Origin of the sequence: Plantibacter sp. LMC-P-059a (genome assembly GCF_030209505.1) — a bacterium.
Lineage (GTDB): Bacteria > Actinomycetota > Actinomycetes > Actinomycetales > Microbacteriaceae > Plantibacter.
In genome coordinates, this window is record NZ_JARVRZ010000002.1 from 1 (window position 1) to 24,925 (window position 24,925).

General features: G+C 69.0%; 26 protein-coding genes and 1 tRNA gene. 13 read left to right on the top strand and 14 right to left on the bottom strand.

What is annotated here, in order from left to right; genetic code table 11:
• The 3 genes from QRN27_RS03415 to QRN27_RS03425 all read right to left on the bottom strand — a co-directional run.
• Positions 1-515, bottom strand: a 515-nt coding sequence (locus tag QRN27_RS03415; protein ID WP_285040750.1) for a chaplin family protein, incomplete at its 3' end; no start/stop codon positions are given.
• A gap of 110 nt (positions 516-625) precedes the next feature.
• Complete coding sequence (locus QRN27_RS03420; protein ID WP_285040751.1) at positions 626-1,504, bottom strand: hypothetical protein; 879 nt, start codon at positions 1,502-1,504, stop codon at positions 626-628.
• Positions 1,505-1,666: 162 nt separating this feature from the next.
• A complete protein-coding gene (locus tag QRN27_RS03425) occupies positions 1,667-2,416 on the bottom strand; it encodes a phosphoglyceromutase (protein ID WP_285040752.1) in 750 nt (249 codons plus the stop codon).
• 72 nt (positions 2,417-2,488) lie between these two features.
• Between QRN27_RS03425 and QRN27_RS03430 the strand changes: the two genes are divergently transcribed.
• On the top strand, positions 2,489-3,313 hold the full coding sequence (locus tag QRN27_RS03430; RefSeq protein ID WP_285040753.1) for a class I SAM-dependent methyltransferase: 825 nt from the start codon (positions 2,489-2,491) through the stop codon (positions 3,311-3,313).
• A gap of 35 nt (positions 3,314-3,348) precedes the next feature.
• On the opposite strand, the gene QRN27_RS03435 is transcribed toward QRN27_RS03430, so the two are convergent.
• The 4 genes from QRN27_RS03435 to QRN27_RS03450 form a co-directional block, all read right to left on the bottom strand.
• Positions 3,349-4,470 (bottom strand): FUSC family protein, encoded by a 1,122-nt coding sequence (locus tag QRN27_RS03435; protein ID WP_285040754.1) that lies wholly within the window; start codon positions 4,468-4,470, stop codon positions 3,349-3,351.
• 8 nt (positions 4,471-4,478) lie between these two features.
• On the bottom strand, positions 4,479-5,645 hold the full coding sequence (gene ygfZ, locus QRN27_RS03440; protein ID WP_285040755.1) for a CAF17-like 4Fe-4S cluster assembly/insertion protein YgfZ: 1,167 nt from the start codon (positions 5,643-5,645) through the stop codon (positions 4,479-4,481).
• 1 nt (position 5,646) lies between these two features.
• A complete protein-coding gene (locus QRN27_RS03445) occupies positions 5,647-6,348 on the bottom strand; it encodes a heme-binding beta-barrel domain-containing protein (protein WP_285040756.1) in 702 nt (233 codons plus the stop codon).
• A gap of 132 nt (positions 6,349-6,480) precedes the next feature.
• Positions 6,481-6,771 carry a hypothetical protein gene (locus QRN27_RS03450; protein WP_194669392.1) on the bottom strand — a complete coding sequence of 97 codons (291 nt, stop codon included), beginning with the start codon at positions 6,769-6,771 and terminating at the stop codon, positions 6,481-6,483.
• A gap of 109 nt (positions 6,772-6,880) precedes the next feature.
• Here QRN27_RS03450 and QRN27_RS03455 point away from each other — a divergent pair, with 109 nt between their 5' ends.
• From QRN27_RS03455 to pstB, 8 genes are all read left to right on the top strand, one after another.
• Positions 6,881-7,570 (top strand): response regulator transcription factor, encoded by a 690-nt coding sequence (locus QRN27_RS03455; protein WP_285040757.1) that lies wholly within the window; start codon positions 6,881-6,883, stop codon positions 7,568-7,570.
• The gene (gene mshD / locus QRN27_RS03460) at positions 7,542-8,447 is read left to right on the top strand and encodes a mycothiol synthase (RefSeq protein ID WP_285040758.1); all 906 of its coding nucleotides are present in this window, start codon (positions 7,542-7,544) and stop codon (positions 8,445-8,447) included. Before QRN27_RS03455 ends, mshD begins: the two co-directional genes overlap by 29 nt.
• A 91-nt stretch (positions 8,448-8,538) precedes the next feature.
• A complete protein-coding gene (locus QRN27_RS03465; RefSeq protein ID WP_056778593.1) occupies positions 8,539-10,734 on the top strand; it encodes an RNA degradosome polyphosphate kinase in 2,196 nt (731 codons plus the stop codon).
• A gap of 52 nt (positions 10,735-10,786) precedes the next feature.
• Positions 10,787-11,725 carry an NUDIX hydrolase gene (locus QRN27_RS03470; protein ID WP_194669388.1) on the top strand — a complete coding sequence of 313 codons (939 nt, stop codon included), beginning with the start codon at positions 10,787-10,789 and terminating at the stop codon, positions 11,723-11,725.
• A 199-nt stretch (positions 11,726-11,924) separates the two neighbouring features.
• Positions 11,925-13,016, top strand: a complete 1,092-nt coding sequence (gene pstS, locus QRN27_RS03475; RefSeq protein WP_502929467.1) for a phosphate ABC transporter substrate-binding protein PstS — start codon at positions 11,925-11,927, stop codon at positions 13,014-13,016.
• A gap of 129 nt (positions 13,017-13,145) precedes the next feature.
• The gene (gene pstC, locus QRN27_RS03480) at positions 13,146-14,090 is read left to right on the top strand and encodes a phosphate ABC transporter permease subunit PstC (protein ID WP_056007810.1); all 945 of its coding nucleotides are present in this window, start codon (positions 13,146-13,148) and stop codon (positions 14,088-14,090) included.
• Positions 14,090-15,190: a phosphate ABC transporter permease PstA gene (pstA, locus tag QRN27_RS03485; RefSeq protein WP_285040760.1), complete on the top strand. Its 1,101-nt coding sequence runs from the start codon at positions 14,090-14,092 to the stop codon at positions 15,188-15,190. Before pstC ends, pstA begins: the two co-directional genes overlap by 1 nt.
• Positions 15,191-15,210: 20 nt before the next feature.
• Complete coding sequence (pstB, locus tag QRN27_RS03490) at positions 15,211-15,990, top strand: phosphate ABC transporter ATP-binding protein PstB (RefSeq protein ID WP_056007815.1); 780 nt, start codon at positions 15,211-15,213, stop codon at positions 15,988-15,990.
• 101 nt (positions 15,991-16,091) lie between these two features.
• On the opposite strand, the gene QRN27_RS03495 is transcribed toward pstB, so the two are convergent.
• The 3 genes from QRN27_RS03495 to QRN27_RS03505 form a co-directional block, all read right to left on the bottom strand.
• Positions 16,092-16,946, bottom strand: coding sequence for an anti-sigma factor (locus QRN27_RS03495; RefSeq protein WP_285040761.1), 855 nt, complete (start codon positions 16,944-16,946; stop codon positions 16,092-16,094).
• Positions 16,943-17,614, bottom strand: a complete 672-nt coding sequence (gene sigK, locus QRN27_RS03500; protein WP_194669383.1) for an ECF RNA polymerase sigma factor SigK — start codon at positions 17,612-17,614, stop codon at positions 16,943-16,945. Before sigK ends, QRN27_RS03495 begins: the two co-directional genes overlap by 4 nt.
• Before the next feature lie 261 nt (positions 17,615-17,875).
• A complete protein-coding gene (locus QRN27_RS03505; protein WP_285040762.1) occupies positions 17,876-18,505 on the bottom strand; it encodes a DNA-directed RNA polymerase subunit beta in 630 nt (209 codons plus the stop codon).
• 131 nt (positions 18,506-18,636) lie between these two features.
• Between QRN27_RS03505 and QRN27_RS03510 the strand changes: the two genes are divergently transcribed.
• A tRNA-Lys gene (locus QRN27_RS03510) sits at positions 18,637-18,712 on the top strand.
• Positions 18,713-18,768: 56 nt separating this feature from the next.
• Positions 18,769-19,734, top strand: a complete 966-nt coding sequence (locus QRN27_RS03515; protein WP_285040763.1) for a pyridoxal-phosphate dependent enzyme — start codon at positions 18,769-18,771, stop codon at positions 19,732-19,734.
• A gap of 13 nt (positions 19,735-19,747) precedes the next feature.
• Here QRN27_RS03515 and QRN27_RS03520 read toward each other — a convergent pair whose 3' ends face one another.
• Together QRN27_RS03520 and QRN27_RS03525 are read right to left on the bottom strand one after the other, a co-directional pair.
• On the bottom strand, positions 19,748-20,485 hold the full coding sequence (locus QRN27_RS03520; RefSeq protein ID WP_285040764.1) for a ParB N-terminal domain-containing protein: 738 nt from the start codon (positions 20,483-20,485) through the stop codon (positions 19,748-19,750).
• A 70-nt stretch (positions 20,486-20,555) separates the two neighbouring features.
• Positions 20,556-21,167 (bottom strand): TetR/AcrR family transcriptional regulator, encoded by a 612-nt coding sequence (locus tag QRN27_RS03525; protein WP_285040765.1) that lies wholly within the window; start codon positions 21,165-21,167, stop codon positions 20,556-20,558.
• Positions 21,168-21,273: 106 nt separating this feature from the next.
• Here QRN27_RS03525 and QRN27_RS03530 point away from each other — a divergent pair, with 106 nt between their 5' ends.
• On the top strand, positions 21,274-22,770 hold the full coding sequence (locus tag QRN27_RS03530; RefSeq protein ID WP_285040766.1) for an MFS transporter: 1,497 nt from the start codon (positions 21,274-21,276) through the stop codon (positions 22,768-22,770).
• A gap of 82 nt (positions 22,771-22,852) precedes the next feature.
• Here QRN27_RS03530 and QRN27_RS03535 read toward each other — a convergent pair whose 3' ends face one another.
• Positions 22,853-23,209 carry a DUF2200 domain-containing protein gene (locus QRN27_RS03535; RefSeq protein ID WP_285040767.1) on the bottom strand — a complete coding sequence of 119 codons (357 nt, stop codon included), beginning with the start codon at positions 23,207-23,209 and terminating at the stop codon, positions 22,853-22,855.
• A 136-nt stretch (positions 23,210-23,345) separates the two neighbouring features.
• On the opposite strand from QRN27_RS03535, the gene QRN27_RS03540 reads away from it, so the two are divergent.
• Positions 23,346-24,434: a CPBP family intramembrane glutamic endopeptidase gene (locus QRN27_RS03540; RefSeq protein WP_285040768.1), complete on the top strand. Its 1,089-nt coding sequence runs from the start codon at positions 23,346-23,348 to the stop codon at positions 24,432-24,434.
• Here QRN27_RS03540 and QRN27_RS03545 read toward each other — a convergent pair.
• Positions 24,376-24,891, bottom strand: a complete 516-nt coding sequence (locus QRN27_RS03545) for a YbaK/EbsC family protein (RefSeq protein WP_285040769.1) — start codon at positions 24,889-24,891, stop codon at positions 24,376-24,378. The genes QRN27_RS03540 and QRN27_RS03545 overlap by 59 nt on opposite strands.
• Positions 24,892-24,925: the final 34 nt, after the last annotated feature.

The following is a 24,925-nucleotide window of genomic DNA, read 5'->3' on the forward strand; positions in this document are numbered from 1 at the left end:
GTCACCACCGGTGACACCTGGTTCCCACCGGCGACACTGTCGTCACCGGTCGTCGTCTCGCCGCCTGCGGGAGCCGTGGCCGACTCCCCCGCCGGCACCGCCGCACCGCTCGACTGCTCGGCATCGCCGATGATCGAGACGGCGTTGTCCTCGACCGTCACCGGGATCGTGACGGGCAGCTGAACCTGGTTTCCACCGGCGACGCTGTCGTCACCGCTGGTGCTGGTGGCTTCCGGCTCAGGTGCCGGTGCCGGTGCCGGTGCCGGTGCCGGTGCCGGCTCAGGCGCGGGCTCCGCCGGCGCCGGCTCCGGCGCACTGGTCGCCGATGAGTCGCCGACGACGCTCACCGCCGTGTCGACGATCTCGACCGGTGCTTCGAGCACCACGTCGACGAGGTTGCCGCCGAGGATGCTGTCCTCTCCCGAGGTGTCGGCGTTGGCCGCCGTGGCTCCGAGGAACGTGAGTCCCGCGACGAACAGGCCGCAATAGAGGCCTTTCTTGACATACGAATTCATGATTCCTGCTCCTTGCAGAATGACTGGTGTGCTCCCGCTGTCGGGAGACTTCGGACTGTTGAACCACCCGATGGGTGGGCCTCCGCCGAACAGGGCGGAGTCGTCCGGCGTCAGTCAGGAGCGGTGTCTGCAGGGAAGGTGGGTGAGGCTGGAAGGTCGTCGTCACGAGCGATGGCGCGCCGGTCGGTCCCGGGTGCCGGGATCACCACGTCGGTAGGTTGCTCGCCGCTCGCCGGGCCGTTGGCGGCCGCGCCCGATCCGGACGAACTGGACCCGCTCGGCGAGACCGCCCAGCGGTCGTCGACGGACGGCAAGATCGGCAGACCGCCGGGTGCCGCGGGAAGCGTCGTGGCGCTCGGCACGATGGTATCGGCCGACGCCTGGAAGGCAGCGCTCTCGCGATCCGAGCCGAGGCCTGAGGAGGAATCGTCTCCGGGCAGCGCGGACGGCGGCCCGAACACCGCGGCCGGAACGACCGCCGACGGTGGACCGACTGACGTGTCGCCGGCCTGCTCAGGCGCTGGCACGGCGGGGTCCGGGCTCGCCGGGACCGGAACGGTCGGCACGACGACCGGAACGCTGGGCACCGGGACGGCCGTGACCACGTCACCGAGCCCACTGACCGTGTCCTGGACCGTCTGCACGACCGGTTCGACGATCGTGGCCACAGGCTCCGCGCCGACGGTCTCCTCGACCACCGTGTTCACGACCGGAACGGCCGCCACCGTGTCGTCGACGACGTCCACCACGGGCTCGACGACCGTGGTGTCCACGACGTCGACCACCGTTACGACGGCATCGATCGGTTGGTCGAGTGACTCGACCACCTCGGTGACCGCTCCGAGGAGCGACGGGTCTGCACCGTCGTCAGCCTGTGCGGAGGAGGGCGACCCGAGGAGGGCGACGGCCGTGAACGCCGCAGCGGCGAAACCGCCGAGGGCGAAGGCGCGCCACAGGGGGAACCGGGTGCGGTCGGTCGACTGCTCCATGCGTATCCCCCCAATCGGGTCACAGTGCAGTCACTGTACGCCCAACTCGTAAACCGTTCAAGCCTTTTTTCGCGCGACGGAAGACCCCGGCCAGAAGCACATTCGACGTGGAGTCCGTCGAGCTGCACCCCTGGCCGGGGCCCTGGTTTGGTGGGGTTTCCGCTACTTCTTGCCCTGAGCCGCGACAGCGGCGGCACCGGCGGCGGCGGCCTCCGGGTCGAGGTAGCGGGCCGGAGCGATCGGCCGGAAATCGGCGTCGAGCTCGTAGACGAGCGGGATGCCGGTCGGGATGTTCAGCTCCGCGATCTCGTCGTCCGAGATGTCGTCGAGGTGCTTGACGAGGGCGCGGAGCGAGTTCCCGTGCGCCGTGACGAGCACCGTCTTGCCTGCCGCGAGGTCGACCGTGATGTCGGACTCCCAGTACGGAAGCATGCGGTCGATGACGTCCTTCAGGCACTCGGTGCGCGGCAGGTCGCCGTCGATGCCGACGTACCGCGGGTCGTCCGCCTGCGACCACTGGTCGTCGTCCGCGATGGGCGGCGGCGGGACGTCGAAGGACCGACGCCAGGTCTGGAACTGCTCCGGACCGTACTCGGCGAGCGTCTGCGCCTTGTCCTTACCCTGCAGTGCACCGTAGTGACGTTCGTTGAGGCGCCAGCTGCGCTTCACCGGGATCCACATGCGGTCGGCGGTCTCGAGGGCCAGGTTGGCCGTCTGGATCGCACGGGAGAGGACCGAGGTGTACAGCACGTCCGGGGTGATGCCGGAGTCGGCGAGCAGCTCTCCCGCGCGCTTGGCTTCGGTGACACCGAGTTCGCTGAGTCGGACGTCGACCCAACCGGTGAACAGGTTCTTCTGATTCCAGTCGCTGTTGCCGTGGCGCAGCAGGACGAGGGTGTAAGTCTCAGGCATGCCTCCAGCATACCGACGGCGCGTGACCGCGAGGTGGACCCGGAGGTCTCGTCGGTGAGGGAGAATGGGGCCATGCCCGTCGGATCGATCACTCGCGGGACGACGAACACGAACCGGCTCCGCCGGGTGGACCGTTGGATCACGACCCGGCCCTCGCTCAGGCGGACGACGAACCCCCTGGTGGTGGATCTCGGCTACGGCGCGAGCGGCGTCACGACCCTGGAGCTGCACGAGCGGCTGCTCGCCGTCCGGCCCGATCTGCGGGTCATCGGTCTCGAGATCGAGCCGAGCCGCGTCCGTACCGCCGACGCCCAGCTGCGACAGGTGCGCGCCGGTGCGACCCGCTTCTCCCCCGCCGCCCGGGTGTCCTTCGCGCTCGGCGGCTTCGAGGTCCCGACCGGCGACGACCGCCCGGTCGTCATCCGCGCGTTCAACGTGCTCCGCCAGTACGACGAGTCCGAGGTCGCCGAGGCCTGGCACCTCATGGCGAAGCGACTCCAGCCGGGCGGGACACTCGTCGAAGGGACGTGCGACGAGATCGGGCGCGTGGCCAGCTGGGTCGCCGTCGACGATGAGGGGCACCCCGAGTCGTTCTCGATCAGTCTGCGGCTCGCCGACCTCGAGCTCCCGTCGATCGTCGCGGAACGGCTGCCGAAGGCGTTGATCCACCGCAACGTCCCGGGCGAACGCGTCCATGCGCTCATGACCGACCTGGACCGCGCATGGCGCGTGCACACCCCGCTGGCGGTCTATGGCCCCGTGCAACGCTGGTTGGCGACCGTCGGTACGCTCGTCGACACCGGGTGGCCCGTGACCGCGGGTCGCTCCCGCTGGCGCCTGGGCGAGCTGACGCTGCCGTGGTCGGCCGTCGCCCCTGCTCCGACGCCGGTCGCCTGAGCACCGCTCGACTGAGCACCGGCTCGTGTCGCGATTCAGACCGCGGGAAGCGCCGCCTGGGCGTCCGCCGTCGGCAATCCGGTCGCCGTCAACAGGTCGACGAGGTACGGACGGAGCACGAGGACGAGCGCCTGCTCCGACACCGAGGCCTGCGGCAGCAGGGCGACCGGGTCGAGGTGCTTGGCGATCTCGAGCAGGGACTGCCTCGCGACCGGCTGCTGCGCGATGTCGCCGATCGACTGCGACAGGATGCCGAGCGCGACGGAGGTGCGGGCGAGCAGGTCGGCGAGTTCGGGGCGGCTCGTGGCATCGCGTGACACGTAGTCGATGCGCCGGGCGATGACCCGGAGGTTGCGGGTCGCGAGATCCATCCCGTCGAGCATCGTCCGCTGACGCTCCAGGTCGAACACGGCCTTCCTGAGGAACGGGGAGATGCGCGCGATGGCGAGCCCTGAATCGAGGGTTCCGCGCCACGCGTCAAGTGCCGGCTGGGTGGCCCTCGCCCGGGCCAACGCACGGTCCGCCTGCTCCAGATCGCCGAGCCGGAGGCCCGCCACGAGTGACGCCAGCGTCCGGACGTGTTCGTCGATGAGCCGCTGGCCGTCCCGGCGCGCGCTCCGACGCGGGTCGCGCGGGATGAGTGCCGTCGCGAGCAGGGCGAAGACCCCGCCGATCAATCCGTCGAGCGTCCGCACGAACGGCCCGCCGTCGGGCACGGGCAGGAGCATGACGAGCACCGATTGGACAGCGGCAGCGATCGCGAACGACGCCGCCGGCGACAGGAACCGGGCGACGAGCAGTGTGAGCACGAGCGCCACGGCGAGCTGCCAGGTTCCCTGGCCGAATCCGAGGAGCAGGATCTCGGCCAGCGCGATCCCGACGCTCATGCCCACGGCCGTCTCGAGGACCCGGATCGGGCGGGCGTCGCGGACGAACCCGAGACTCGAGATCGTCACGGTCAAGGCGAGCAGTGGGACGGCGTGCCCGAGCACGGAGTGGGTGAAGGCGTAGGCGGCTATCGCGGTGAGACTGACCTGCAGCACTGCCGGCACGGAGGCGACCAGGCGATGCCAGGCGTCACCGAGGGCGATGCGCCGCAGGAGCGCCACCGTCCAACGGTCGCCACCCGGCTGCTCCTCGGACGAGTTCTGCCTCACCACTCCGGTCAGCGCCGGACGGCGCCGAGTCGCGGGAGTCGGGGGACGTTCGCCGTCGCGCCGGCATCGGCCGGTACCACGATCTCCTGCGACGCCGCGACGTCGACTCCCTCGGCTGCGACCGTCAGCACGGCGGCCGGATCCGTGGAGCGTTTGACGACGGCCAGGGCTACCGGGCCCAGCTCGTGGTGGATCGCGCTCGAGGTGATGCTCCCGACGGTCTTGCGGACCGGGTCGTCCCCACCGGTGACGAGCACTACATCCGAACCGGCCGGCGGGAGGACCGCGTCGGAGCCGTCGAGGAGGAGCATGACGAGCCGCCGTGGCGGGTGCCCGAGGTTGTGCACCTTCGCGACCGTCTCCTGCCCGCGGTAGCACCCCTTGTTGAGGTGCACGGCGGAGCGGAGCCAGTCGAGCTCGTGTGGGATGCTCCGCTCGTCGACCTCGGCCTGCAGGCGTGGACGCCAGGCGGCGATCCGCAGTGCTTCTGCGGCGAGGGAACCGGCTGCGGAGAACGTGCCCGCGCGGACCTGCTGCACGAGCGTCTCGAGCGTGGCGCGCTCGACGATGGTCTCGGTCCACGTCCAGGTGGCACCCGGGTGCTCGCCCGTCGCGTACTGGTGACCGCCGACGGTGACCTCCGACCACGGGTCGTGCCAGACGAGCGGCAGTCCGTTGGGGGCCGCGGCGTCGATGGCGAGGCCCGCCGCCGCGCCGATCACCGCGTACTGCTCCGTCGCGATGGCCACCTCGACGCGCAGCATGAACCGCATGCGGTCGAGCCAGGCGTGGAGCGGAGCGGCATCCTCGGCCTCGGTGATGATCCAGGTGGTCGTCCCGTCGTCGAGCAGCTTGGCCGCGTGCTCGATCCGGCCGCTCTGGTCGAGGAAGAGCGTCTCCGTGGAGGTGCCGGCCGGCAAGGAGCGGAGGTCCTGGCTCGTGATGGAGTGGAGCCAGCTCAGTCGGTCCGGCCCGGTGATCGTCACGACGCCACGGTTCGAGAGGTCGACGATCGCCGTGCCACGCGAGATCAGGCGCTGCTCGATGTTCGGGCTGCCGTAGTGCGAGGGGACGCCGTGGTCGAACGCGTCAGCCTGTTCGACGGCGCCGGGCAGCGCGAGGAAGGGTGAGCCGGGGTGAACGCTCGGAACGGCCGATCCGATGGAGATCGACACGTCAGTCGGCTTTGGCCAGGCGCGCCGAGGCGTGCGTGCGGAGATCCTGGCCGAGCGCGGCGATGTCCCACGCCCACAGCAGGTGGTTCTCGACGAGGCCGTACAGACGCGTGGCTGCGGCGTACTCCTTGGCACCCGCGGTGCGCACCACGGCGTCGGTCGCGAGGTCGATGCGCGGGCCGTCGATCTGCCCCAGGTAGAGCTCGCTCACGCCGTTCGGGTGGACGATCGACACCTGCAGCGGGAAGGCGCCGGTCGAAGTCCGTAGCGCTTCCACCGACTGGGCCGTGCCGAACGGCCTCGGCCCTTCGCCAGGGAGCATGCCCGGACCAGGATCGCCTTCGATGAGGGGGCGTTCCAGACGCCAGTAGCCGGTCTCGGTGACGAGCGGCTCGGGGGCGGCCAGCGGATCGAGCGGGGCGTCCGTCGCCTCAGCACCGGCGTCGTCGTCGGACAGGCTGTCGGCGTCGGTCGTCGAGGCACCCTCGGCGTCGGCCGCAGGCTGCTCCGGGAGAAGCCAGGTGTAGGAGTTGTAGTTCAGGTACGGCAGGCCGTCGTGGCTGAAACTGACGCGCTGACCGAACTCGCGGGTGACGGTCTCATCACCGATCTTGTAGTCGATGACGCCGGTGCCCTCCCAGACGCCGATCAGCCAGGACAGCGGGACCAGTTCGCTCGGCAGGCCGCTCGGGATCTCGATCATCGAGGAGCCCGACTAGCGCTGTCCGCGGTACAGGTTCTTCAGCACCACGACCGCGGTGAACGCGATGGCGAGGCTGGCGAGGACGAGCAAGCCGATGAAGAAGATTTCGAGAGCGAGCAGCATGGGGAAAGTCTACCCCGCAGCCAGTGCGATGAGGCCATACACGGCGCCTCCGAGCGCGAGGATCAGCACCGAGCCGGTCACACTCGTCGACATGCGGTCGACGAACCCGATCTTCTGACGGGTCAACAGCTGCGCGGAGAACGCGGCGAGGGTGCAGAGGCCGAGCGTGGCGGACAGCCCGAAGAACGTCTCCCCCGGGCTCCAGAGCAAGCCGGACACGACGACGCCGATGAGCGCGAGCGCCCAGATGGAGACGACGCTGATCCAGCGCAGCCGGGGAGAGAGGGTGGTTTCGCTCACGGACCCATTGTCACAGAGCGGGGAGCGGCGGACCACCTCCGGCCGATGGTGCGACGGCGGGCGCAGTCGTTCGCCTAATATGGTTCCAAACTCAGTCGGGAGGATGCGCGTGGCGCAAATTTTGGTCTTGACCTCCATGGTCGGCACCGAGGTCCTCCCATCCCTCGGACTCCTCAGCCACCGCACCCGGCAGATCCCGGCCGACCCGTCGCAGCTTGTGAACGCGCCGAGTTCGGACCTGGTGCTCGTCGACGCCCGGCAGGACCTGGCGAGCGCGAAGTCGCTGTGCAAGATCCTCGGCGCATCGGGACTATCCGTCCCCCTGCTGCTGATCCTCACCGAGGGCGGACTCACCGCCGTCAGCGCCGACTGGGGCGTGAACGACGTCATCCTCGAGTCGGCGGGGCCGGCGGAGGTCGACGCGCGGATCCGGCTCGCCATCGGTCGCGCCTCGCAGGAGCACTCGGCGAGCAAGATCCAGGCGTCCGGCGTGGTCATCGACGAGGCCAGCTACTCCGCGAAGGTCCACGGCAAACCGCTCGACCTCACGTTCAAGGAGTTCGAGCTGCTCCGGTTCTTCGCGACCCACCCCTCCCGGGTGTTCACTCGCGAGCAGCTGCTCAGCGAGGTCTGGGGCTACGACTACTTCGGTGGCACCCGCACGGTCGACGTGCACGTCCGGCGGCTCCGCGCGAAGCTCGGAGACCTCGAGCAGCTCATCGGCACCGTGCGGAACGTCGGCTACCGCTTCAACGTCTACGAGGACGATCATGCCCCGGCTGACACTGTCGGTTCGTAACGTCGAGGACGCGCCCACGCGGGCCGCGCTCGACCGTCTCGTGCGGACGGCGTCCCTCGTCGACGGCCAGCCTCCGTTCAGCGACCAATCGCTCATCGACGTCGCCTCGGGTGCGCGCACCCTGATCCTCGCCGTCGAGCCGCAGGACCCACCGGTCGACCCGGACGACTTCGCGGTCGTCGGCGCGGCCATCGTCGGGCACGGTGAACTCGAGTTCGTGGTCGGCCCCGAGTGGCGAGGGCACGGGTACGGCCGCGCGGCGCTTCGCGGCGTCCTCTCGAACTGTCCACCGAACGTCCGGATCTGGGCGCACGGCGACCACCCCGCGTCCCGGGTGCTCGCGGAGGAGTTCGGGTTCTCGTCCATCAGGACGCTCCTGCAGCTGCGCCTGACGAAGGCGCCGGCGAACCGCGCGCGATCGGCGACCGCCGGGCACGCGGACGTCACGATCGCGACCTTCACGCCGGGCGTGGACGAACAGGAGTGGCTCGAGGTCAACGCGCTCGCGTTCGTCGGCCACCCCGAGCAAGGCCGGATGAGCCTCGACGACCTCCGCGCGCGCGAGGCCGAATCGTGGTTCGACGCCGGCGACTTCCTCCTGGCCCGCGGGTCCGACGGCGACCTGCTCGGGTTCATCTGGCTCAAGATCGAGGAGACGGTCGGCGAGGTGTACGCGGTGGGCGTGCACCCGGCCGCCGGTGGTCGTGGACTCGGACGGCTCCTGATGGAAGCCGGGCTGGCGCGGCTGCGCGAACGTGGGGTCGACGCCGTCACGCTCTACGTCGAAGCGGACAACGTGCCGGCGGTCTCGCTGTACCGCTCGCTCGGATTCACCGACCACACGATCGACGTCCAGTACGCGAGAACCGACGCCTGATCCCGCTCCACAGCACGCCTGGACGAGCGCATTTACAGAGTGTTCACCGCAGTCGTCGCGACCACCGCCGTCACGGTGTCATGATGAAGACATGCCAGCAGACCCAACCGTGCTCGACGTCGGCCTCGATGGAGACGACGAGGACTTCGATCCCGCGTTCGAACGCAACGATCCTGCGCTGCCCGAACACCGCTACCTCGACCGCGAACTCAGCTGGCTCGCCTTCAACCAGCGTGTCCTCGAGCTTGCGGAGGATCCGGCGCTCCCCGTCCTCGAACGCGCCAACTTCCTCGCGATCTTCGCCTCGAACCTCGACGAGTTCTTCATGGTCAGGGTCGCCGGTCTGAAGCGCCGCATCCTCACCGGCCTGGCCGTCCCGACGAACGTGGGCAACGCCCCGGCCGACGTCCTCTCCGAGATCTCGCAGCAGGCCCACATCCTCCAGGAGCGCCACGCCCGCGCCTGGCACGACCTCGTGCGTCCCGACCTCGCGGAACGCGGCGTCACCGTCGTCACTTGGGACTCGCTCGACGCGGCAGACCGCGACTACCTCAGCGAGTACTTCAGCAACCAGGTCTTCCCGGTCCTCATGCCGCTCGCCGTCGACCCGGCCCACCCCTTCCCTTACATCTCGGGCCTCTCGTTGAACCTCGCGGTGCGGGTGCGGAACACGCGCAGCGGGCGCGAGGAGTTCGCCCGCCTCAAGGTGCCGCAGATGATGCCGCGCTTCGTCCGGGTCGGCCCGGCCGAGCGTCGCTCCGCGGCACTCGACACCGCCCCGAGCGTCCGGTACATCGCCCTCGAAGAGGTCATCGCCAACCACCTGGGCCACCTGTTCCCCGGCATGGAGATCGTCGACCACCACGTGTTCCGCGTCACCCGCAACGAGGACATGGTGATCGAGGAGGACGAGACCGAGAACCTCATCCAGGCCCTCGAGAAGGAGCTGCTGCGTCGTCGGTTCGGCCCGCCGATCCGGCTCGAGATCACCGACGACATGGACGACGTCACCCTCGGCCTGCTCGTCCGCGAGCTCGACATCACGGAGCAGGAGGTCTACCGCCTCCCGTCGCCGCTCGACCTCGGTGGGCTCTTCAGCCTCGCCGGCATCGACCGTCCCGACCTCCAGTACCCGAAGCGGGTGCCGACGACCGCGCTGCAGTTCCAGCCGGACGAGCCGAACGGCAAGCCCGACCTCTTCCGGTCGATCGCCAGGGAGGACGTCCTCGTCCACCACCCCTACGAGTCCTTCGCCACGAGCGTGCAGGCCTTCATCGAACAGGCGGCGGCAGACCCGCACGTCCTGGCGATCAAGCAGACCCTGTACCGGACCTCCGGCGACAGCCCCATCGTCGAAGCACTGATCGACGCCGCGGAAGCCGGCAAGCAGGTCCTCGCCCTGGTCGAGATCAAGGCCCGCTTCGACGAGCAGAACAACATCTCCTGGGCCCGGAAGCTCGAGAAGGCGGGCGTCCACGTCGTCTACGGGCTCGTCGGCCTGAAGACCCACTGCAAGCTCGCCCTCGTCGTCCGTCAGGAGCGCGGCGTGCTGCGCCACTACAGCCACATCGGCACGGGCAACTACAACCCGAAGACGAGCCGGATCTACGAGGACCTCGGCCTGTTCACGGCCGACGATCAGGTGGGCAAGGACCTCACCCGGCTCTTCAACGAGCTGTCCGGCTACGCCATCGAGAAGAAGTTCAAGCGCCTGCTGGTCGCGCCACGTCACCTCCGCAAGGGACTGCTCAAGCACATCGAGCAGGAGCGGACGAACGCGGAGGAGGGCAAGCCCTCCGGCATCCGCATCAAGGTCAACTCCATGGTGGACGAGGCGATCATCGACGCCCTGTACCGCGCGAGCCAGGCGGGCGTGCCCGTCGACCTCTGGGTGCGCGGCATCTGCGCGCTGAAGCCCGGCCAGCCGGGCATGAGCGAGACGATCCGCGTGCGGTCCATCCTCGGGCGGTACCTCGAGCACTCCCGCATCTTCTCGTTCCACAACGACGGCGATCCGCACGTGTTCATCGGCAGCGCCGACATGATGCACCGGAACCTCGACCGCCGGGTCGAGGCACTCGTTCGCCTCACCGATCCGAAGCATCTCGCCGCGACCGCCGCCATGTTCGAGCAGGCCCTCGACGAGCAGACCTCGTCGTGGTGGCTCGACGCCGACGGGGTGTGGACACGCCACGCGGTCGACGCTGATGGCCAGCCGCTCACGGATCTGCAAGACTCCCTCATGCTCGAGACCGCGGCGCGCCGGCGCCCGAGGAGTCGTCGCTGACGATGCGGCACCGCGACCTGGACGAGCACCACCACACGACGAGGTAGAGACCATGACGACGACCGCAATCTATGCAGCCGGTGCGGTGTGCTGGCGTCTCATCGACGGCAAGGTCCACCTCCTCGTCATCCACCGCACGGTGTACGGCGACGTCACGATCCCCAAGGGGAAGGTCGACCCGGGCGAGACCCTCGCGGAGACGGCCGTCCGGGAGATCAAGGAGGAGACGGGACTGAGCGTCCACCTCGGGGTCCCCCTCGGCGTCTCCACCTACCCGCTCTCCAGCGGTCGGGAGAAGATCGTCCACTACTGGTCGGCCGAGGTCACCGAGCAGGCCGTCCGCGAGAGCACGTTCATCCCCAACGGGGAAGTCGCCGCCCTGGAGTGGGTCAGCATCAAGCGCGCGCGGAGCTACCTCAGCTACGAGCGCGACGTCGAGATCCTCGAGACGTTCGCCGCGCTCGTCGAAGAGGGCGTGACCGCGACCTTCGCCCTCATCGCCATGCGGCACGGCAAAGCCACGTCCCCCTCCGAATGGCCTGGCGAGGACGCGACCCGGCCACTCGCCGCCCGAGGGGTCAAGCAGGCCGCCGGCAACGTCGCGACCCTGCTCGCCTTCGGTCCGCGCAAGATCGTCACCAGCACGGCCGTGCGCTGCGTCAGCACGGTGAGCCCCATCGCTGCCGCCGCGGGCATCGAGCCCAAACGCTCCGAGCTGATCAGCCAGGACGCATACGAACGAGGCGAGGCCGATGTCCGTCGGGTCGTCGGGCGCCGCGTCCGGGCCCTGAAGACCGCCATCCTCTGCAGCCACGGTCCGGTCCTCCCCGAGATCCTCCGCGAGATCGCCCTGGCGACCGGCTCCACCCGCGGGTCCTACCTCGGCAGCGCGGCAGCGCTCGAGACGGGCGCGTTCTCGATCGTGCACCTCTCGCGGACCAACCCGAGCTCCGGCATCATCGCGATCGAGACGCACGAACCGCGCGTCTGAGCGGTCCACGCACCCACGGCGTCCGTCACGGCCCCCGGAAGGGGGCCGTTTCGCGTGCATTCCCGGCGTCGCGCAAGGAAGCCGTCGATCTCCGTTCACCCGTTGTTTACCAGCACGGGGGATGCTCGTCATGCCGCGTGGTTAGCGTCACTGACGAGCCAGCACCGGCTCGCACCCACACCAATGAATGGACATCCCTGTGAAGTTCTCACGTTTCGGCCGCGTCGCGGTCGTAGCAGCAGTCGCAGCCGTCGCACTGACCTCCTGTGCGGCCAACGAAGGCGGCGCCACCGCCACGAGCGCAGCCGCCAGCGACCTCAAGGGCAGCCTGGCCGGCAGCGGCGCTTCGTCGCAGGGCAGCGCCCAGGAAGCCTGGGTCGCCGCCTTCCAGACGGCCAACCCGGACGTCACCATCAACTACTCCCCCGACGGCTCCGGCGCCGGCCGCAAGGCGTTCATCGCCGGTGGCGTGCAGTTCGCCGGTTCGGACTCGGCCCTCTCCGACGAGGAGCTCTCGGGCACCTTCGCCGCGTGTGCAGCCGACACCAAGGCGATCGACCTCCCGGTCTACATCTCCCCGATCGCGGTCATCTTCAACGTCGAGGGCGTCGACGAGCTGAACCTCGACGCAGCGACCATCGCGAAGATCTTCGCCGGTCAGATCACCAGCTGGGACGACCCGGCGATCGTCGCCCTGAACCCTGAGGCGAAGCTGCCGTCGACGGCCATCACCGCCGTCCACCGTTCGGACGACTCGGGTACGACGAAGAACTTCGCCGACTACCTGAACAAGAACGCACCGGACGTCTGGACCGCAGAGCCGGCCGACACCTTCCCGTTCCAGTCGGGTGAGGGCGCCAAGGGCACCTCGGGTGTCGTCGACACCGTCAAGGGCGGTACCGGCACCATCGGCTACGCCGACGCGTCGAAGGCCGGCGACCTCGGTGTCGCGAAGATCAAGGTCGGCGAGGAGTTCGTCGAGTACAGCGCCGAGGGTGCTGCCGCCGTCGTCGAGGGCTCGCCGCTCGTCGAGGGCCGTGAGGCGAACGACATCGCGATCAAGCTCGACCGCGAGACCACGGACGCGACCCACTACCCGATCGTGCTCGTGAGCTACCTCATCGCCTGCCAGGAGTACGCGGACCCCAAGGCCGCCGACCTCGTCAAGGCGTACGCCGGCTACATCGCCAGCGACGCCGGCCAGGAAGAGGCTGCGAAGTCGGCCGGTGCTGCGCCGCTCTCCGCTGACCTCGCCAAGAAGGTCCAGGACGCGATCGCGTCCATCAAGTAGTAAGACGGTCGAGCGTGCCGGGTCCTGCCCGGCACGCTCGACCTGCGTCACCAGCACCCGAAGCACCCGCAGTACCCGCTCCCCGAACTGTCGAGGGGCATCACCATCGCATCGAGAGAACGGGAACCCATGGCTGTCGAGGCCCTAGCTGCGAGACCCAAAGCCAAGCAACGAGTCGGCGACCGCGTCTTCTCCACGCTCTCCGTCGTCTCCGGATCACTCATCCTCGTCATCCTGGCGGCGGTCGCGATCTTCCTCATCGTCCAGGCGTTCCCGGCCCTCACGGCCGACTCCTCGTCGTTCACCGGCGCACCGACGAGCTTCTGGGCCTACGTCGGCCCGTTCGTCTTCGGCACCATCTGGGCCGCGGTCCTGGCCCTGGCGATCGCCGTGCCGCTCTCCCTCGGGATCGCGCTCTTCATCACCCACTACGCGCCGCGCCGCCTCGCGGTCGCCCTCGGCTACGTGATCGACCTCCTGGCCGCCGTGCCGTCGGTCGTGTACGGCCTCTGGGGTGCGCTCGTCCTCGCCCCGTTCGTCCAGCCCTTCTTCGCCTGGCTGTCCGAGAACCTCGGATGGATCCCGCTCTTCGGCGGCACCGTCTCCGGCACCGGCCGGACGATCCTGACAGTCGCCCTCGTCCTCGCGGTCATGATCATCCCGATCATCACGGCCATCTCCCGCGAGATCTTCCTCCAGACCCCGAAGCTCCACGAGGAGGCCGCACTGGCCCTCGGCGCCACGCGCTGGGAGATGATCCAGATGGCCGTCCTGCCCTTCGGTCGCCCGGGCATCGTGTCCGCATCCATGCTCGGGCTCGGCCGCGCACTCGGCGAGACCATGGCCGTCGCCCTGGTGCTCTCGCCGGCGGCCGTCTACTCGTTCTTCCTGCTGACCTCGAGCAACCCGAACACCATCGCGGCGAACATCGCCCTCAACTTCCCCGAGTCCTTCGGCATCGACGTGAACAAGCTCATCGCCACCGGCCTGATCCTGTTCATCATCACCTTCGTGGTGAACTTCATCGCCAGACTCATCGTCAACCGTCGTAAAGAATTCTCGGGAGCGAACTGATGACCGCCACGACCGACCGCCGTCAGGCGACCATCGCCACGCCGTTCTCCAACTCGCTCACCGCGGGCAAGCTGCCGAAGTTCGCGCCGCTCACGATCCTCGGCGGCAGCCTGATCGTCAGCGGGCTCATCTTCCTGCTGGTGCAGCAGTCCAGCTCCGACAAGAGCTACAACGTGCCCGGAGCCGTCGTGCTCGGTGCCGCGCTCTACGCGGTGACCGTGTACGTCGCCTCGCTCCTCGTCGAGGGCCGCCGCAAGGCGAAGGACCGCCTGCTCACCACGCTCGTCACCGCGGCGTTCGTGATCGCACTCCTCCCGCTCATCTCCGTGGCCATCACCGTCATCTCCGCCGGCGCCGCCCGCTTCGACATCAACTACTTCAGCCTGTCGATGCGGAACGTGGTCGGCGAAGGCGGTGGAGCGCTGCACGCCATCACCGGCACGCTGCTCATCACCCTAGCGACGTCGGTCATCTCCATCCCGATCGGCATCCTGACCGCCATCTACCTCGTCGAGTACGGTCGCGGCCGACTGGCACAGGGCATCACCTTCCTCGTGGACGTGATGACCGGCATCCCCTCGATCGTCGCGGGTCTGTTCGCCTTCGCGCTCCTCGCGATCTTCTTCGGCCCCGGCGTCCGACTCGGCATCGGCGGCGCGATCGCCCTCTCGCTGCTCATGATCCCCGTCGTCGTGCGATCGAGCGAGGAGATGCTGAAGCTCGTCCCCAACGAACTCCGCGAGGCTGCCTACGCACTCGGTGTGCCGAAGTGGCTGACCATCCTGAAGATCGTGCTCCCCACCTCGATCGCCGGCATCATCACCGGTGTGACGCTCGCCGTCGCCCGCGTGATCGGCGAGACCGCCCCGCTCCTCATCATCGCCGGCTTCACGCAGAGCATGAACTACAACCTCTTCGATGGTCCGATGATGACCCTCCCGGTCTTCGTGTACACCCAGTACGCGAACCAGGGCACCGACGGCGCCTCCTACGTGGACCGCGCCTGGACCGGCGCGCTCGTCCTCATCCTCATCGTCATGGCGCTGAACCTCATCGCCCGTCTCATCGCCAAGATCTTCGCCCCCAAGTTCGGCCGCTAGGCCGCGAGCAAAGGAACCCCGTGTCCAAGAGCATCGAAGTCAACGACCTCAACGTCTTCTACGGCAGCTTCATGGCCGTCGAGGGTGTCTCCCTCCAGATCCAGCCCCGCACGGTCACCGCGTTCATCGGCCCCTCCGGGTGCGGCAAGTCGACGTTCCTCCGGACGCTCAACCGCATGCACGAGGTCATCCCCGGCGCACGCGTCGAGGGCGAGGTCCTGATCGACGGCAACAACCTCTACGGACCGGGCGTCGACCCCGTCCTCGTGCGTCGTCAGGTGGGCATGGTCTTCCAGCGCCCGAACCCGTTCCCGACGATGAGCATCAAGGAGAACGTCCTCGCCGGTGTGAAGCTCAACAACCGGAAGATGTCGAAGTCGGACCAGGATGCGCTCGTCGAGCGCTCCCTGCAGGGCGCCAACCTGTGGAACGAGGTGAAGGACCGCCTCGACAAGCCTGGTTCCGGACTCTCCGGCGGTCAGCAGCAGCGTCTCTGCATCGCTCGCGCCATCGCGGTGTCCCCCGACGTGGTGCTGATGGACGAGCCGTGCTCGGCGCTCGACCCGATCTCCACCCTCGCCATCGAGGACCTCATCGAGGAGCTCAAGCAGGAGTACACGATCGTCATCGTCACGCACAACATGCAGCAGGCGAGCCGCGTGAGCGACAAGACGGCGTTCTTCAACATCGCCGGCACCGGCAAGCCGGGCAAGCTCATCGAGTACGACGACACCACCACGATGTTCTCGAAGCCGTCGGTCCAGGCGACCGAGGACTACGTCTCGGGTCGCTTCGGTTGATCCGACGCTGACATGACGAAGGCCCCGCCCGGGATTCCCGGGTGGGGCCTTCGTCATGTCAGTGCGGTCGGCGGACGGTCCCGCGACCTGCGTGCAACGGGCTACGCCGTGTCGATGACCATGATCGGGTCGGTGGTCGGCTGCTCGGAGCCGCCCTGCGGTTCCACGGTCACGCCGACCTTGTCCCCCGCGCTCATCGCGCCGTCGAGGACCCGCCAGGTGGTGCCGTTCGCCGCGGAGAACGTTCCGGCGGACACCGGACCCTGTTCGCCGATGTACCAGAGTTCGTACACCTTGTCGGCCGGCAGCGAACCGAGCCCGTCGACGAGGAGCGCGGACTTCCCGAGCTCACCGGACCACACGAGGGTCGCGGTCGCGTCGTCCATGGACACCTTGGCGCGCTGGACGTCGGACGCCGCGTTGATCTCCGCGAGGGCGACGGTCTGCGTGAGGGATCCGCCGCCGAAGGTGTTCGCCAGTCCGACGCCACCGAAGATGAGTCCGACCGCCGCTGCGGCACCGACGACCATGCCGACGGCACCCCGCCGCCACCGAGAGGCGGCCTTGCGCTCCGCAGCTCCCGCGATCGGCGTCGGGGTGGCGGGAGACGAGGTCGTCGCCGGCGCGACGTCGGCCTCAGGGGTCGTCGTCGCTTCGACCCGAGGGATGGTCGGGATCGCATCGTCCTGCACGACCGGGGTCGTGACCGGGGCGTCCACGGGGAGCTGCGGCAGGTTCTGGATCGCCGCCATGAGGGAGTTCTTGAGCGCGGCCGACGGCTGCACCGGTGGTGCTGCGAGGTCCAGCATGGCTACGGTCTCCTCGAATTCCGCCGCTTCCTCGCGGACGGACTCGTGTTCGGCGCGCAGGCGGTCGAACCGCTCCTGCTCGCGCGGGGTCAGGGTGTGCAGCGCATTGCCGGCTGCCAGGTCTGCTGCATCGTCTCGCTCGGTCATGTACGCACCCCCAACTCGTCTCGAAGTCTGATCATTCCGTCCCGCAACCTGGTCTTGACCGTACCGATCGGTACGCCGAGCAGGTTCGAGATCTCGCTGTGACTGTATCCGCCGTAGTACGCGAGCGTCACCGCTTCGCGCTGCAGCTCGCTCAACCGCACGAACGCGCGCTTCACCCGTTCATGTTCGATGCGGATCTCGACCGTCTCCTGGACGTCGTCGACACGCTCGTCGAAGTCGCGGATACCGATCTTGAGGTCGCGGTCGCGGCCGGCCTGCGAGGCCCGCACACGGTCGATCGCCCGACGGTGGGCCATGGTGAGCACCCATGTCGTCGCCGTGCCCTTGCCCGCCTCGAACTTCGTGGCGTTCTGCCAGACCTCGAGGAACACCTCCTGGGTGACCTCCTCGGACTGGGCGTGGTCGACGAGCACCCGTTTGACGAGCCCGAGGACCCGCGGCGCGATGTGGTCGTACAGCTCACTGAAGGCGACCTGGTCGCCACCGGCGACGCGGATGAGGAGGGCGTCGAGGACGTTCGCCAAGGACGGCTGCGGTGCAGCGTCGGCTTCCGGTCCCGTGGTCACAAGTCTTAGCTTCTCACGGACACCGACGGTTTGCGCGACGCCCGCCCGAGGACGGGTCTGCGTGTACAGTGCGGTGGTCATGCACGTAGTTCGACGCGGAGCCGGGATCCGATTGGAGCAATCGGTACGACGCACCACCCCAGTTCCGGTGTCATCACGGAGCCAGGGATTCGGGGGCGGCCCGAGAGAAGAAGTGCCAGGCCGCAGAAACGCCTCTCGGCGCAAGGCCGCTCGAAGCGGCGATTTTTGGAGCCCGGGGTTACTGCGGCCCGGCTGAATCAGTGTAGCAAGCGATCGCCTGTGTGTATTCCCAGGTGCCGGAGCTTGACCCGAGGGTGGGGTTCAGTCAAGCGAGTCGGTGCGCCAGAGCCGGGCGCACCCGGCGAGCTCCTCGGCGATGGTGCCAAACCGGGCGGCCTTCGTCGTGAGCCGCGCGGCGTCAGCCGGATCGACGGCGTCGCGGTCGTCCGCCAGCGAGGAGCATCCGACGGCGTTGATGCGACAGAAGGACGCCGCCCGCTCGAGGGCGATCGCGAAGTCGCCGGTGTAGAGCCCGCGGAGGATCTGGTCGGCGAGGACGATGATCTCCTCCGGACCGGTGGGCTCGGCGGCTCCCGCGATCACCGGGTCCACCGTCGTGATGAGTTCGGTCCCCCGCTGGAAGCTGAAGCTCGTGCCGACCGGGTCCTGACGGATGAGGAGGCGCAACAGGTAGATCCGCCAGAGCGCTCCGGGGAGGCTCCGCGGGCTCGCGTGCGACCAGAGCTCCGCGATGGCGTCGATCCCGTGCTCGTCCGTGTACGTGACGAGGCGGTCGACCACGGCGGGGTCGGGGTCCGCCCGCACCCGGGTGAGCAATGCAACCGCGGTCTCGTGGGTGATCCTCGACACGGCCTCGGGGTCGAGGCCGCCCTGGACGGCTTCGAGCATCGACGGCGGCAGCTTCGTCGGACGGTGGAATCCCTCGGTCATGCGTCCTCCTCCCGTGCGCCACGCTCCGCGCACCCGACCACGGTACCCGCCTCGAGCGGGCTCGGCTCCCCGAGACGATCACGCGACGCGTCAACGTCGCGCGCCCGGATCTCGTAGAGTAGAACCCGTATGGGCCTGTAGCTCAGTTGGCAGAGCATCGGACTTTTAATCCGCGGGTCGTGGGTTCGAGCCCCACCGGGCCCACCAGTGCACCACCACTCGTCTTCCCTCGCGTGCGAGCGGCCGGAGAGAGGGAGACACCCGTGGACGGTGACCGACTGCAGACCCCGGATCCGACGTTCGTCGCCGGTCCGACGCAGGTCGACCGGGCCGACCGGCTCGCGGCCGCAATCGGCCTCGGCGCGGGCGACCTGCTCGTCAAACGCGACGACCTCATCGGCCTCGGTGGCGGCGGGAACAAGGCCCGGAAGCTGCAGATCACCATGGGTGAGGCCCTGCGCTCCGACGCCGAGTGGGTCCTCACGACCGGCGCTCCGCAAAGCAACCATGCGAGGTTGACGGCTGCGGCAGCCGCACGCGTCGGTCTGCGCTGCGCCCTCGTCCTCCAGGGGGACGCACCCGACACCCGGCGCGGCAACGTCCTGCTCGACCAGCTGTTCGGAGCGCACCTCGTCTGGTCGGGCGACGCCACCGCGGAATCCGTCGCCGACGCACTCGAGGCTGAGGGCCGTTTCGGACCGGTCTCCCGGATCCCGTTCGGCGGATCGAACGCCGCCAGTGCGACGGCCTACGTCGACGCCGCCCGGGAACTCCGGGAACAGGTGCCCGACGTCCGCCACGTCGTCGTGGCGGTCGGTTCGGGAGGCACGATGGCGGGGCTCGTCGCGGGACTCGGGGCGGAGGTGGTGCTCGGAGTCGACTGCGGCGCCGTTCCGGACGGACGGGCGACGGTGGCGGCACTCCTCGCCGACATGGGACACGGCGACCGGTCCCCCGCCAAGGCGCTGCGCGTCGACCGTTCCCAGATCGGCGCGGGGTACGAGCACCTGACCGACGGCACCCGCGCGGCGATGTCGCTCGCCGCGGAACAGGAGGGCCTCCTCCTCGACCCGACCTACACCGGCCGCGCGTTCAGCGGACTCGTCGATGCGGTCGCGCGGGGTGACATCCGGCCCGGGGAACGCACGGTCTTCCTGCACACCGGCGGGTTGCCAGGACTCTTCGGTCACCCGGCGTTCTCCGGCGCCGACGCGTCGCCATCGGCCTGAGCACAACCGCCCCTCAACGGGCGAGGAGCTCCGGAAGGCCGAACACCGTCGCCTCGTCGGTGAGGCTCGCCTCGACCGAGACGAAGGCCAGAACCGTCACCGCGACACCGAGCCTCGCCGCAGCCTCCAGCTTGTGGTGACCGTCGAGCACGAAATGCACGAGCCCCGTATGCGCGTCGCCGCTGTCGTACGGCTGCGTCCGATCGAGGACGGAGACGGCGAGCACGGTCGCCGCTCCCCCCGCGCGGAACGCGGCCTCGTAGGCGTCCACACGGGCACGATCGTTCCGGCTCGGCGGCAGCATCGGCACCAGGAACTCGAACAGGGTCTCGTGATCGCCGATCGTCCGGGTCGAGCCGCGGTAGTACTCGGTCGCCGGATCCTCCGGCGCACCCAGGTTCGGATCGATCCCGCGGTGCACCACCTGCTCGTGTGAGAAGTAGTCGAGGTCGCCGCCGGGAGCGACGAGGACCGGCTCGACGGACAGCAGGAGCGGGAGGTAGCTCCCCTCGGGGAGGAACGTGGACACGAGCTCGCGCAGCGAGGGATCGTCGATCGCGGGCACGTGCGCGTCGAGGTGGTCGTGCAGCGCCGCAGCGGCGAGCGCCCGAGCCTCCGCATCCAGTCGACGGAAGAGCAGCGCACAGGTGCCGCACGGGAAGCTCAGCTCGAACGCCGGTACGCCGTCGACGATGAGGTGACGCCCGCCGACCTCACGGGGGCCCGAGAACCGCAGGGGGGCGTCCGTCATCCCGAGTCGGACCGGCGCTGCGGAATCGAGCAGCGTGGTGCGAGGCCGGATCGGTCCCTCGTCCATCGGGCTACTTCCGGACGGCCGGCATGATGACGCCGTCGATCACCGACACGAGGAAGTCCCGCGTGACCGGCTCTCGCAACATCAGCACCCGGTAGCTGACCATCGCCTGACTGATGAGCGACAGCGTCTCGACGTCCGCGTCCTCGCGGATCTCGCCGCGGTCGATCGCGCGCCGCAACAGGAACCGGTTGACGGCCATGCGCGGCTCCACGATGGCGGAGTGCACGGACTCGGTGAGTTCGGAGGCGTCGGAGATCATCGACATGACCCCGGCGAAGACGCGCATCTTCCGTTCACCGTCGGCGATGGACGGCGCCTTGATGAGCGCGACGAGGTCGCCGCGGAGCGAGCCGGTGTCGGGCAGCTTCGAGAAGTCCGGATCGATCTGCTTCATGCAGGCGACGGCGTCGATCACGAGTTCGGACTTGGAGGCCCAGCGCCGGTACAGCGTCGCCTTGCCCGCCTTGGCACGCGATGCGACCATGTCGACCGTCATGCCGGCGTAGCCCGTCTCGGCCAGCACGTCGAGTGCCGCCTCGAGGATCTCGGCGTCGCGGGAGTGGTCACGCTTGCGTCCGAGCTTCGGGGCGTCGGGCGGAGTCTCGAGCTGCGTCATCGCGGCTCACCTCCCTTTCGTCTCGAGGAACAGCATAGTTCAGGAACTCGCACGTTCTGGAACTTACCGGTTCCGAAACTACGCGGTTCCGTATATGCTCCTCAGCATGACCTCGACTCTCACCGCCGGAACCCCGGCCGTCTCCTCACGTCGCTGGTGGACGCTCGTCACCGTCGGCCTCGCCCAACTCATGGTCGTGCTCGACGCCACGGTCGTGAACATCGCGATGCCCGCAGCCCAAGCCGACCTCGGCTTCTCGGACGGCGACCGCCAGTGGATCGTCACCGCCTACTCACTCGCCTTCGGCAGCCTCCTGCTGCTCGGTGGACGCCTCTCCGACCTCATGGGCCGCAAGCGGGCGTTCATCATCGGACTCATCGGCTTCGCGGTCGCTTCGGCGCTTGGCGGCGCCGCCGACTCCTTCGGGATGCTCGTCGCCGCGCGGGCACTCCAGGGCGTCTTCGCCGCGCTCCTCGCCCCGACCGCACTCGCCATGCTCACCACCACCTTCACGATCCCGAAGGAACGCGCCAGGGCCTTCGGCGTCTTCGGCGCGATCGCCGGTGCGGGTGGTGCGGTCGGACTCCTCCTCGGCGGGTTCCTGACCGAACAGTTCGACTGGCGCTGGAACCTCTCCATCAACGTGTTCATCGCCGTGATCGCGATCGTCGGCGCCGTCGTCTTCATCACCACGCCGAAGGCGACCGGTCCGCGTCCGAAGCTCGACGTCCCCGGCACCGTGCTCGTCTCAGGCGCGCTGTTCAGCCTGGTGTACGGCTTCGCGAACGCGGAGACCGACGGCTGGGACTCGCCGCTCAGCTGGGGGTTCCTCACGGCCGCCGCCGTGCTACTCATCGCCTTCGTCCTCTGGCAGCGACGAGCCGCGCATCCGCTCCTCCCGTTGTCGATCATCCTCGACCGCAACCGCGGAGCGGCGTTCATCTCGGTGATGATCGCCGGAGCCGGGATGTTCGGCATCTTCCTGTTCGTCACCTACTACCTGCAGGCCTCGCTCGGGTACTCACCACAGCAGACCGGCTTCGCCTTCCTCCCGATGATCGCGATGCTCGTGCTCGCAGCACAGCTGGGGACCAACCTCCTCGTCCCGCGCTTCGGGCCGAAGGTCATGGTGCCGTTCGGTATGACGCTCGGTGCGGTCGGCATGCTCCTCCTCACCCGGCTCGACCTCGATAGCTCCTACGTCGGCGACGTCATGCCCGCGCTGATGGTGCTCGGCTTCGCGATGGGGTCGATCATGCCCGCCTCGATGCAGACCGCGACCCTCGGCGTGGATCGCGCGTTCGCCGGCGTCGCCTCGGCGACGGTCAACACGAGCCAGCAGGTGGGTGGCTCGATCGGTGTCGCCCTGCTCAACACCCTCGCGGCGAGCGCCGCGACGGCCTACGTCACGGACAACGCCCCGCCGACAGCCGAGGTGCTCGCCCAGGCGGCCATCCGCAGCTACCAGACGGCGTACTTCTGGGGTGCCGGCTTCTTCGCGGTCGGCGCGGTGACCGCGGCGCTGCTGTTCCGCCGGCGCAACCAGGGACTCGCCCTGCACCACGCCCCTGAGGCGTCCGCGGAGCCGGTGCTCGCGCACTGAGCCCACCGGGTTCCGAGCACACGGCCGTCCGCGCACTCGCGCGGCGGCCGTGTTCGTCATCGGAGGGTCTCGCGTTCGGAGGTCAGGCGGACCCTCGAAGGATCGACGTCATCTTCTTGCCCTTCGCGACCTCGTCCACCAACTTGTCGAGCTGGCGGATCCGCTGCATGAGCGGATCCTCGATCTCCTCGACGCGGATGCCGCAGATCACGCCCGTGATGAGCGAGGCGTTGTGGTGTATCGCCGGGGCTTCGGCGAAGAAGGTCTCCATGTCGGTTCCGTCGGCGACCACCCGCTCGATCGCGGCGGTGTCGTAGCCGGTGAGCCACGTGATGACCTGATCGACCTCGGCCTTCGTGTGCCCCTTCCGCTCCGCCTTCGCCACATAGTGCGGGTAGATGCTGCCGAAGCTCGTCGTAAAGATGCGGTGTCCTGCCATAGCGGCCAGTCTCCCATCGGTAGCCGCCCGGGACCAGATCGGCCGGTCGATCCGTCGCGAGTCGTTCCCTGTCCGTCGCTGGTCGTCCGCCGCTCGGGGGACGCGTCGCGCCGGAGGGCCTGCCTACGCTGGCTGCATGACGGATCCCGGACAGCTCCCGCAGACGCCTTCGCCATCCTTCTCGACGACGCCTCCCGCGCAGCCCGATGCGGTCGAGCCTCCGCGGCGGACGGCGACGTACGACCACGCCCTCCGCGCCGCGCCCGCCTGGTGGCGAGGTGCGCTCGCCCTCCTCCTGCTCGTGGTGGGCTTCCTCATCCTCTCAATCGCTTTCGGGAGCGTCGCCCTGATCATCGACGTCGCCACGGGGGCGTACACGCTCGACGACGTCGCGAACGGCCTGATGACGCTGACGCCGGTCACGATGCTCGCGAACAACCTGTCGCTCGCCGCCCTCATCCCCGCGTCGATGCTCATCCAGTGGGCGCTCTTCGGCGTCCGACCTCGATGGTTGTCCTCCGTGGAGGGACGCTTCCGTTGGCGCTGGTTCGGGCGGCTCGCCCTCATCATCATCCCGGTCTGGGTGGTGTACGTCGGCGGTTCGTTCCTCCTGTCCCCGTTGGAACCCGTCGTGCTCGACGGCACCGTGATCGCCATGCTCGCCGTCGTCGTCCTCACGACACCGCTGCAGTCGGCCGGGGAGGAGTACGGTGCACGCGGCCTCATCCAGCGCTCCGTCGGCTCCTGGTTCAGCCGCCCGATGACCGCCTTCGTCGTCGGCTCGATCGTCTCCGGCGCGGTCTTCGCCTCGGTGCACTTCGCGGGCGACCCGTGGCTCATCGCCTACTACTTCGTCTTCGGCGCCTCGATGTCCTTCGCCGCCCGGGGCACGGGCGGCCTGGAGGCACCGGTGCTGATCCACGCGACGAACAACGTCCTCCTCCTCGTCCCCACGGCGCTCATGTCGCAGACGGACCAGGTCTTCGAGCGGGGCGACGGGGCGGGCGGACCGTTCATGCTCATCCCGATGGCGTTGTGCGTCGCCGCTGCCGTCGTGAGCACCTGGTGGGGCCGCAGGAACGGCGTCGTCTCGACCGCTCCGCTGCCGCCGAGCAGGGTGACGAAGTCGCACGGCACGCCGCCGACCGCCATGGCCGTGCAGACGGCTACGCCGACGGAACGCCCGGCGATGACGCAGGATCCGTCGGAGGCTCCACCGCGATGACCTGGCCGCCGGTCACGCGTACGAGTTCCTCGAACGTCGTGGGGAAAACGGTGTGCGCGTGGCCGGCCGCGGCCCAGACCTCCGGATACGCGGCGAGCGCCTCGTCCACGTAGGTGCGGATCGGCTCGGGGTGCCCGACCGGCGCCACACCACCGATGACCTGGCCGGTCGCCGCCTTGACGACCTCGGCGTCGGCGCGCTTGAGCCGTCCGCCCAGACGCTCACCGAGCCATGCCGTGTCGACCCGGTGTGCGCCGCTCGTCAGGATCAAGGTCGGTTCACCGTCGAGGGTGAACACGAGGGAGTTCGCGATCGCGCCGACCGCGACCCCGAGGGCCTCCGCTGCGAGGGCCGCCGTGCGAGCGGCGTCGTCGAGCCACGTGACCTCCCCCTGAGCGCCGCGATCCCGGAGCGTGCGCTCGACGATGGACACGGCCGGGTGCGTTCGATCACTCATGCGACCATGGTGCCGCATCGGGTCGTCCGTGCGC

Coding starts and splice junctions, on each gene's coding strand:
- QRN27_RS03420 (WP_285040751.1), bottom strand. CDS start 1,504: ATGGAGCAGTCGACCGACCGCACCCGGTTCCCCCTGTGGCGCGCCTTC.
- QRN27_RS03445 (WP_285040756.1), bottom strand. CDS start 6,348: ATGATCGAGATCCCGAGCGGCCTGCCGAGCGAACTGGTCCCGCTGTCC.
- pstA (WP_285040760.1), top strand. CDS start 14,090: ATGACCGCCACGACCGACCGCCGTCAGGCGACCATCGCCACGCCGTTC.
- QRN27_RS03505 (WP_285040762.1), bottom strand. CDS start 18,505: ATGACCGAGGGATTCCACCGTCCGACGAAGCTGCCGCCGTCGATGCTC.
- QRN27_RS03465 (WP_056778593.1), top strand. CDS start 8,539: ATGCCAGCAGACCCAACCGTGCTCGACGTCGGCCTCGATGGAGACGAC.
- QRN27_RS03525 (WP_285040765.1), bottom strand. CDS start 21,167: ATGACGCAGCTCGAGACTCCGCCCGACGCCCCGAAGCTCGGACGCAAG.
- QRN27_RS03470 (WP_194669388.1), top strand. CDS start 10,787: ATGACGACGACCGCAATCTATGCAGCCGGTGCGGTGTGCTGGCGTCTC.
- QRN27_RS03520 (WP_285040764.1), bottom strand. CDS start 20,485: ATGACGGACGCCCCCCTGCGGTTCTCGGGCCCCCGTGAGGTCGGCGGG.
- sigK (WP_194669383.1), bottom strand. CDS start 17,614: ATGACCACCGCACTGTACACGCAGACCCGTCCTCGGGCGGGCGTCGCG.
- pstC (WP_056007810.1), top strand. CDS start 13,146: ATGGCTGTCGAGGCCCTAGCTGCGAGACCCAAAGCCAAGCAACGAGTC.
- QRN27_RS03495 (WP_285040761.1), bottom strand. CDS start 16,946: ATGACCGAGCGAGACGATGCAGCAGACCTGGCAGCCGGCAATGCGCTG.
- QRN27_RS03535 (WP_285040767.1), bottom strand. CDS start 23,209: ATGGCAGGACACCGCATCTTTACGACGAGCTTCGGCAGCATCTACCCG.
- QRN27_RS03540 (WP_285040768.1), top strand. CDS start 23,346: ATGACGGATCCCGGACAGCTCCCGCAGACGCCTTCGCCATCCTTCTCG.
- mshD (WP_285040758.1), top strand. CDS start 7,542: ATGCCCCGGCTGACACTGTCGGTTCGTAACGTCGAGGACGCGCCCACG.
- QRN27_RS03425 (WP_285040752.1), bottom strand. CDS start 2,416: ATGCCTGAGACTTACACCCTCGTCCTGCTGCGCCACGGCAACAGCGAC.
- QRN27_RS03545 (WP_285040769.1), bottom strand. CDS start 24,891: ATGAGTGATCGAACGCACCCGGCCGTGTCCATCGTCGAGCGCACGCTC.
- QRN27_RS03430 (WP_285040753.1), top strand. CDS start 2,489: ATGCCCGTCGGATCGATCACTCGCGGGACGACGAACACGAACCGGCTC.
- QRN27_RS03530 (WP_285040766.1), top strand. CDS start 21,274: ATGACCTCGACTCTCACCGCCGGAACCCCGGCCGTCTCCTCACGTCGC.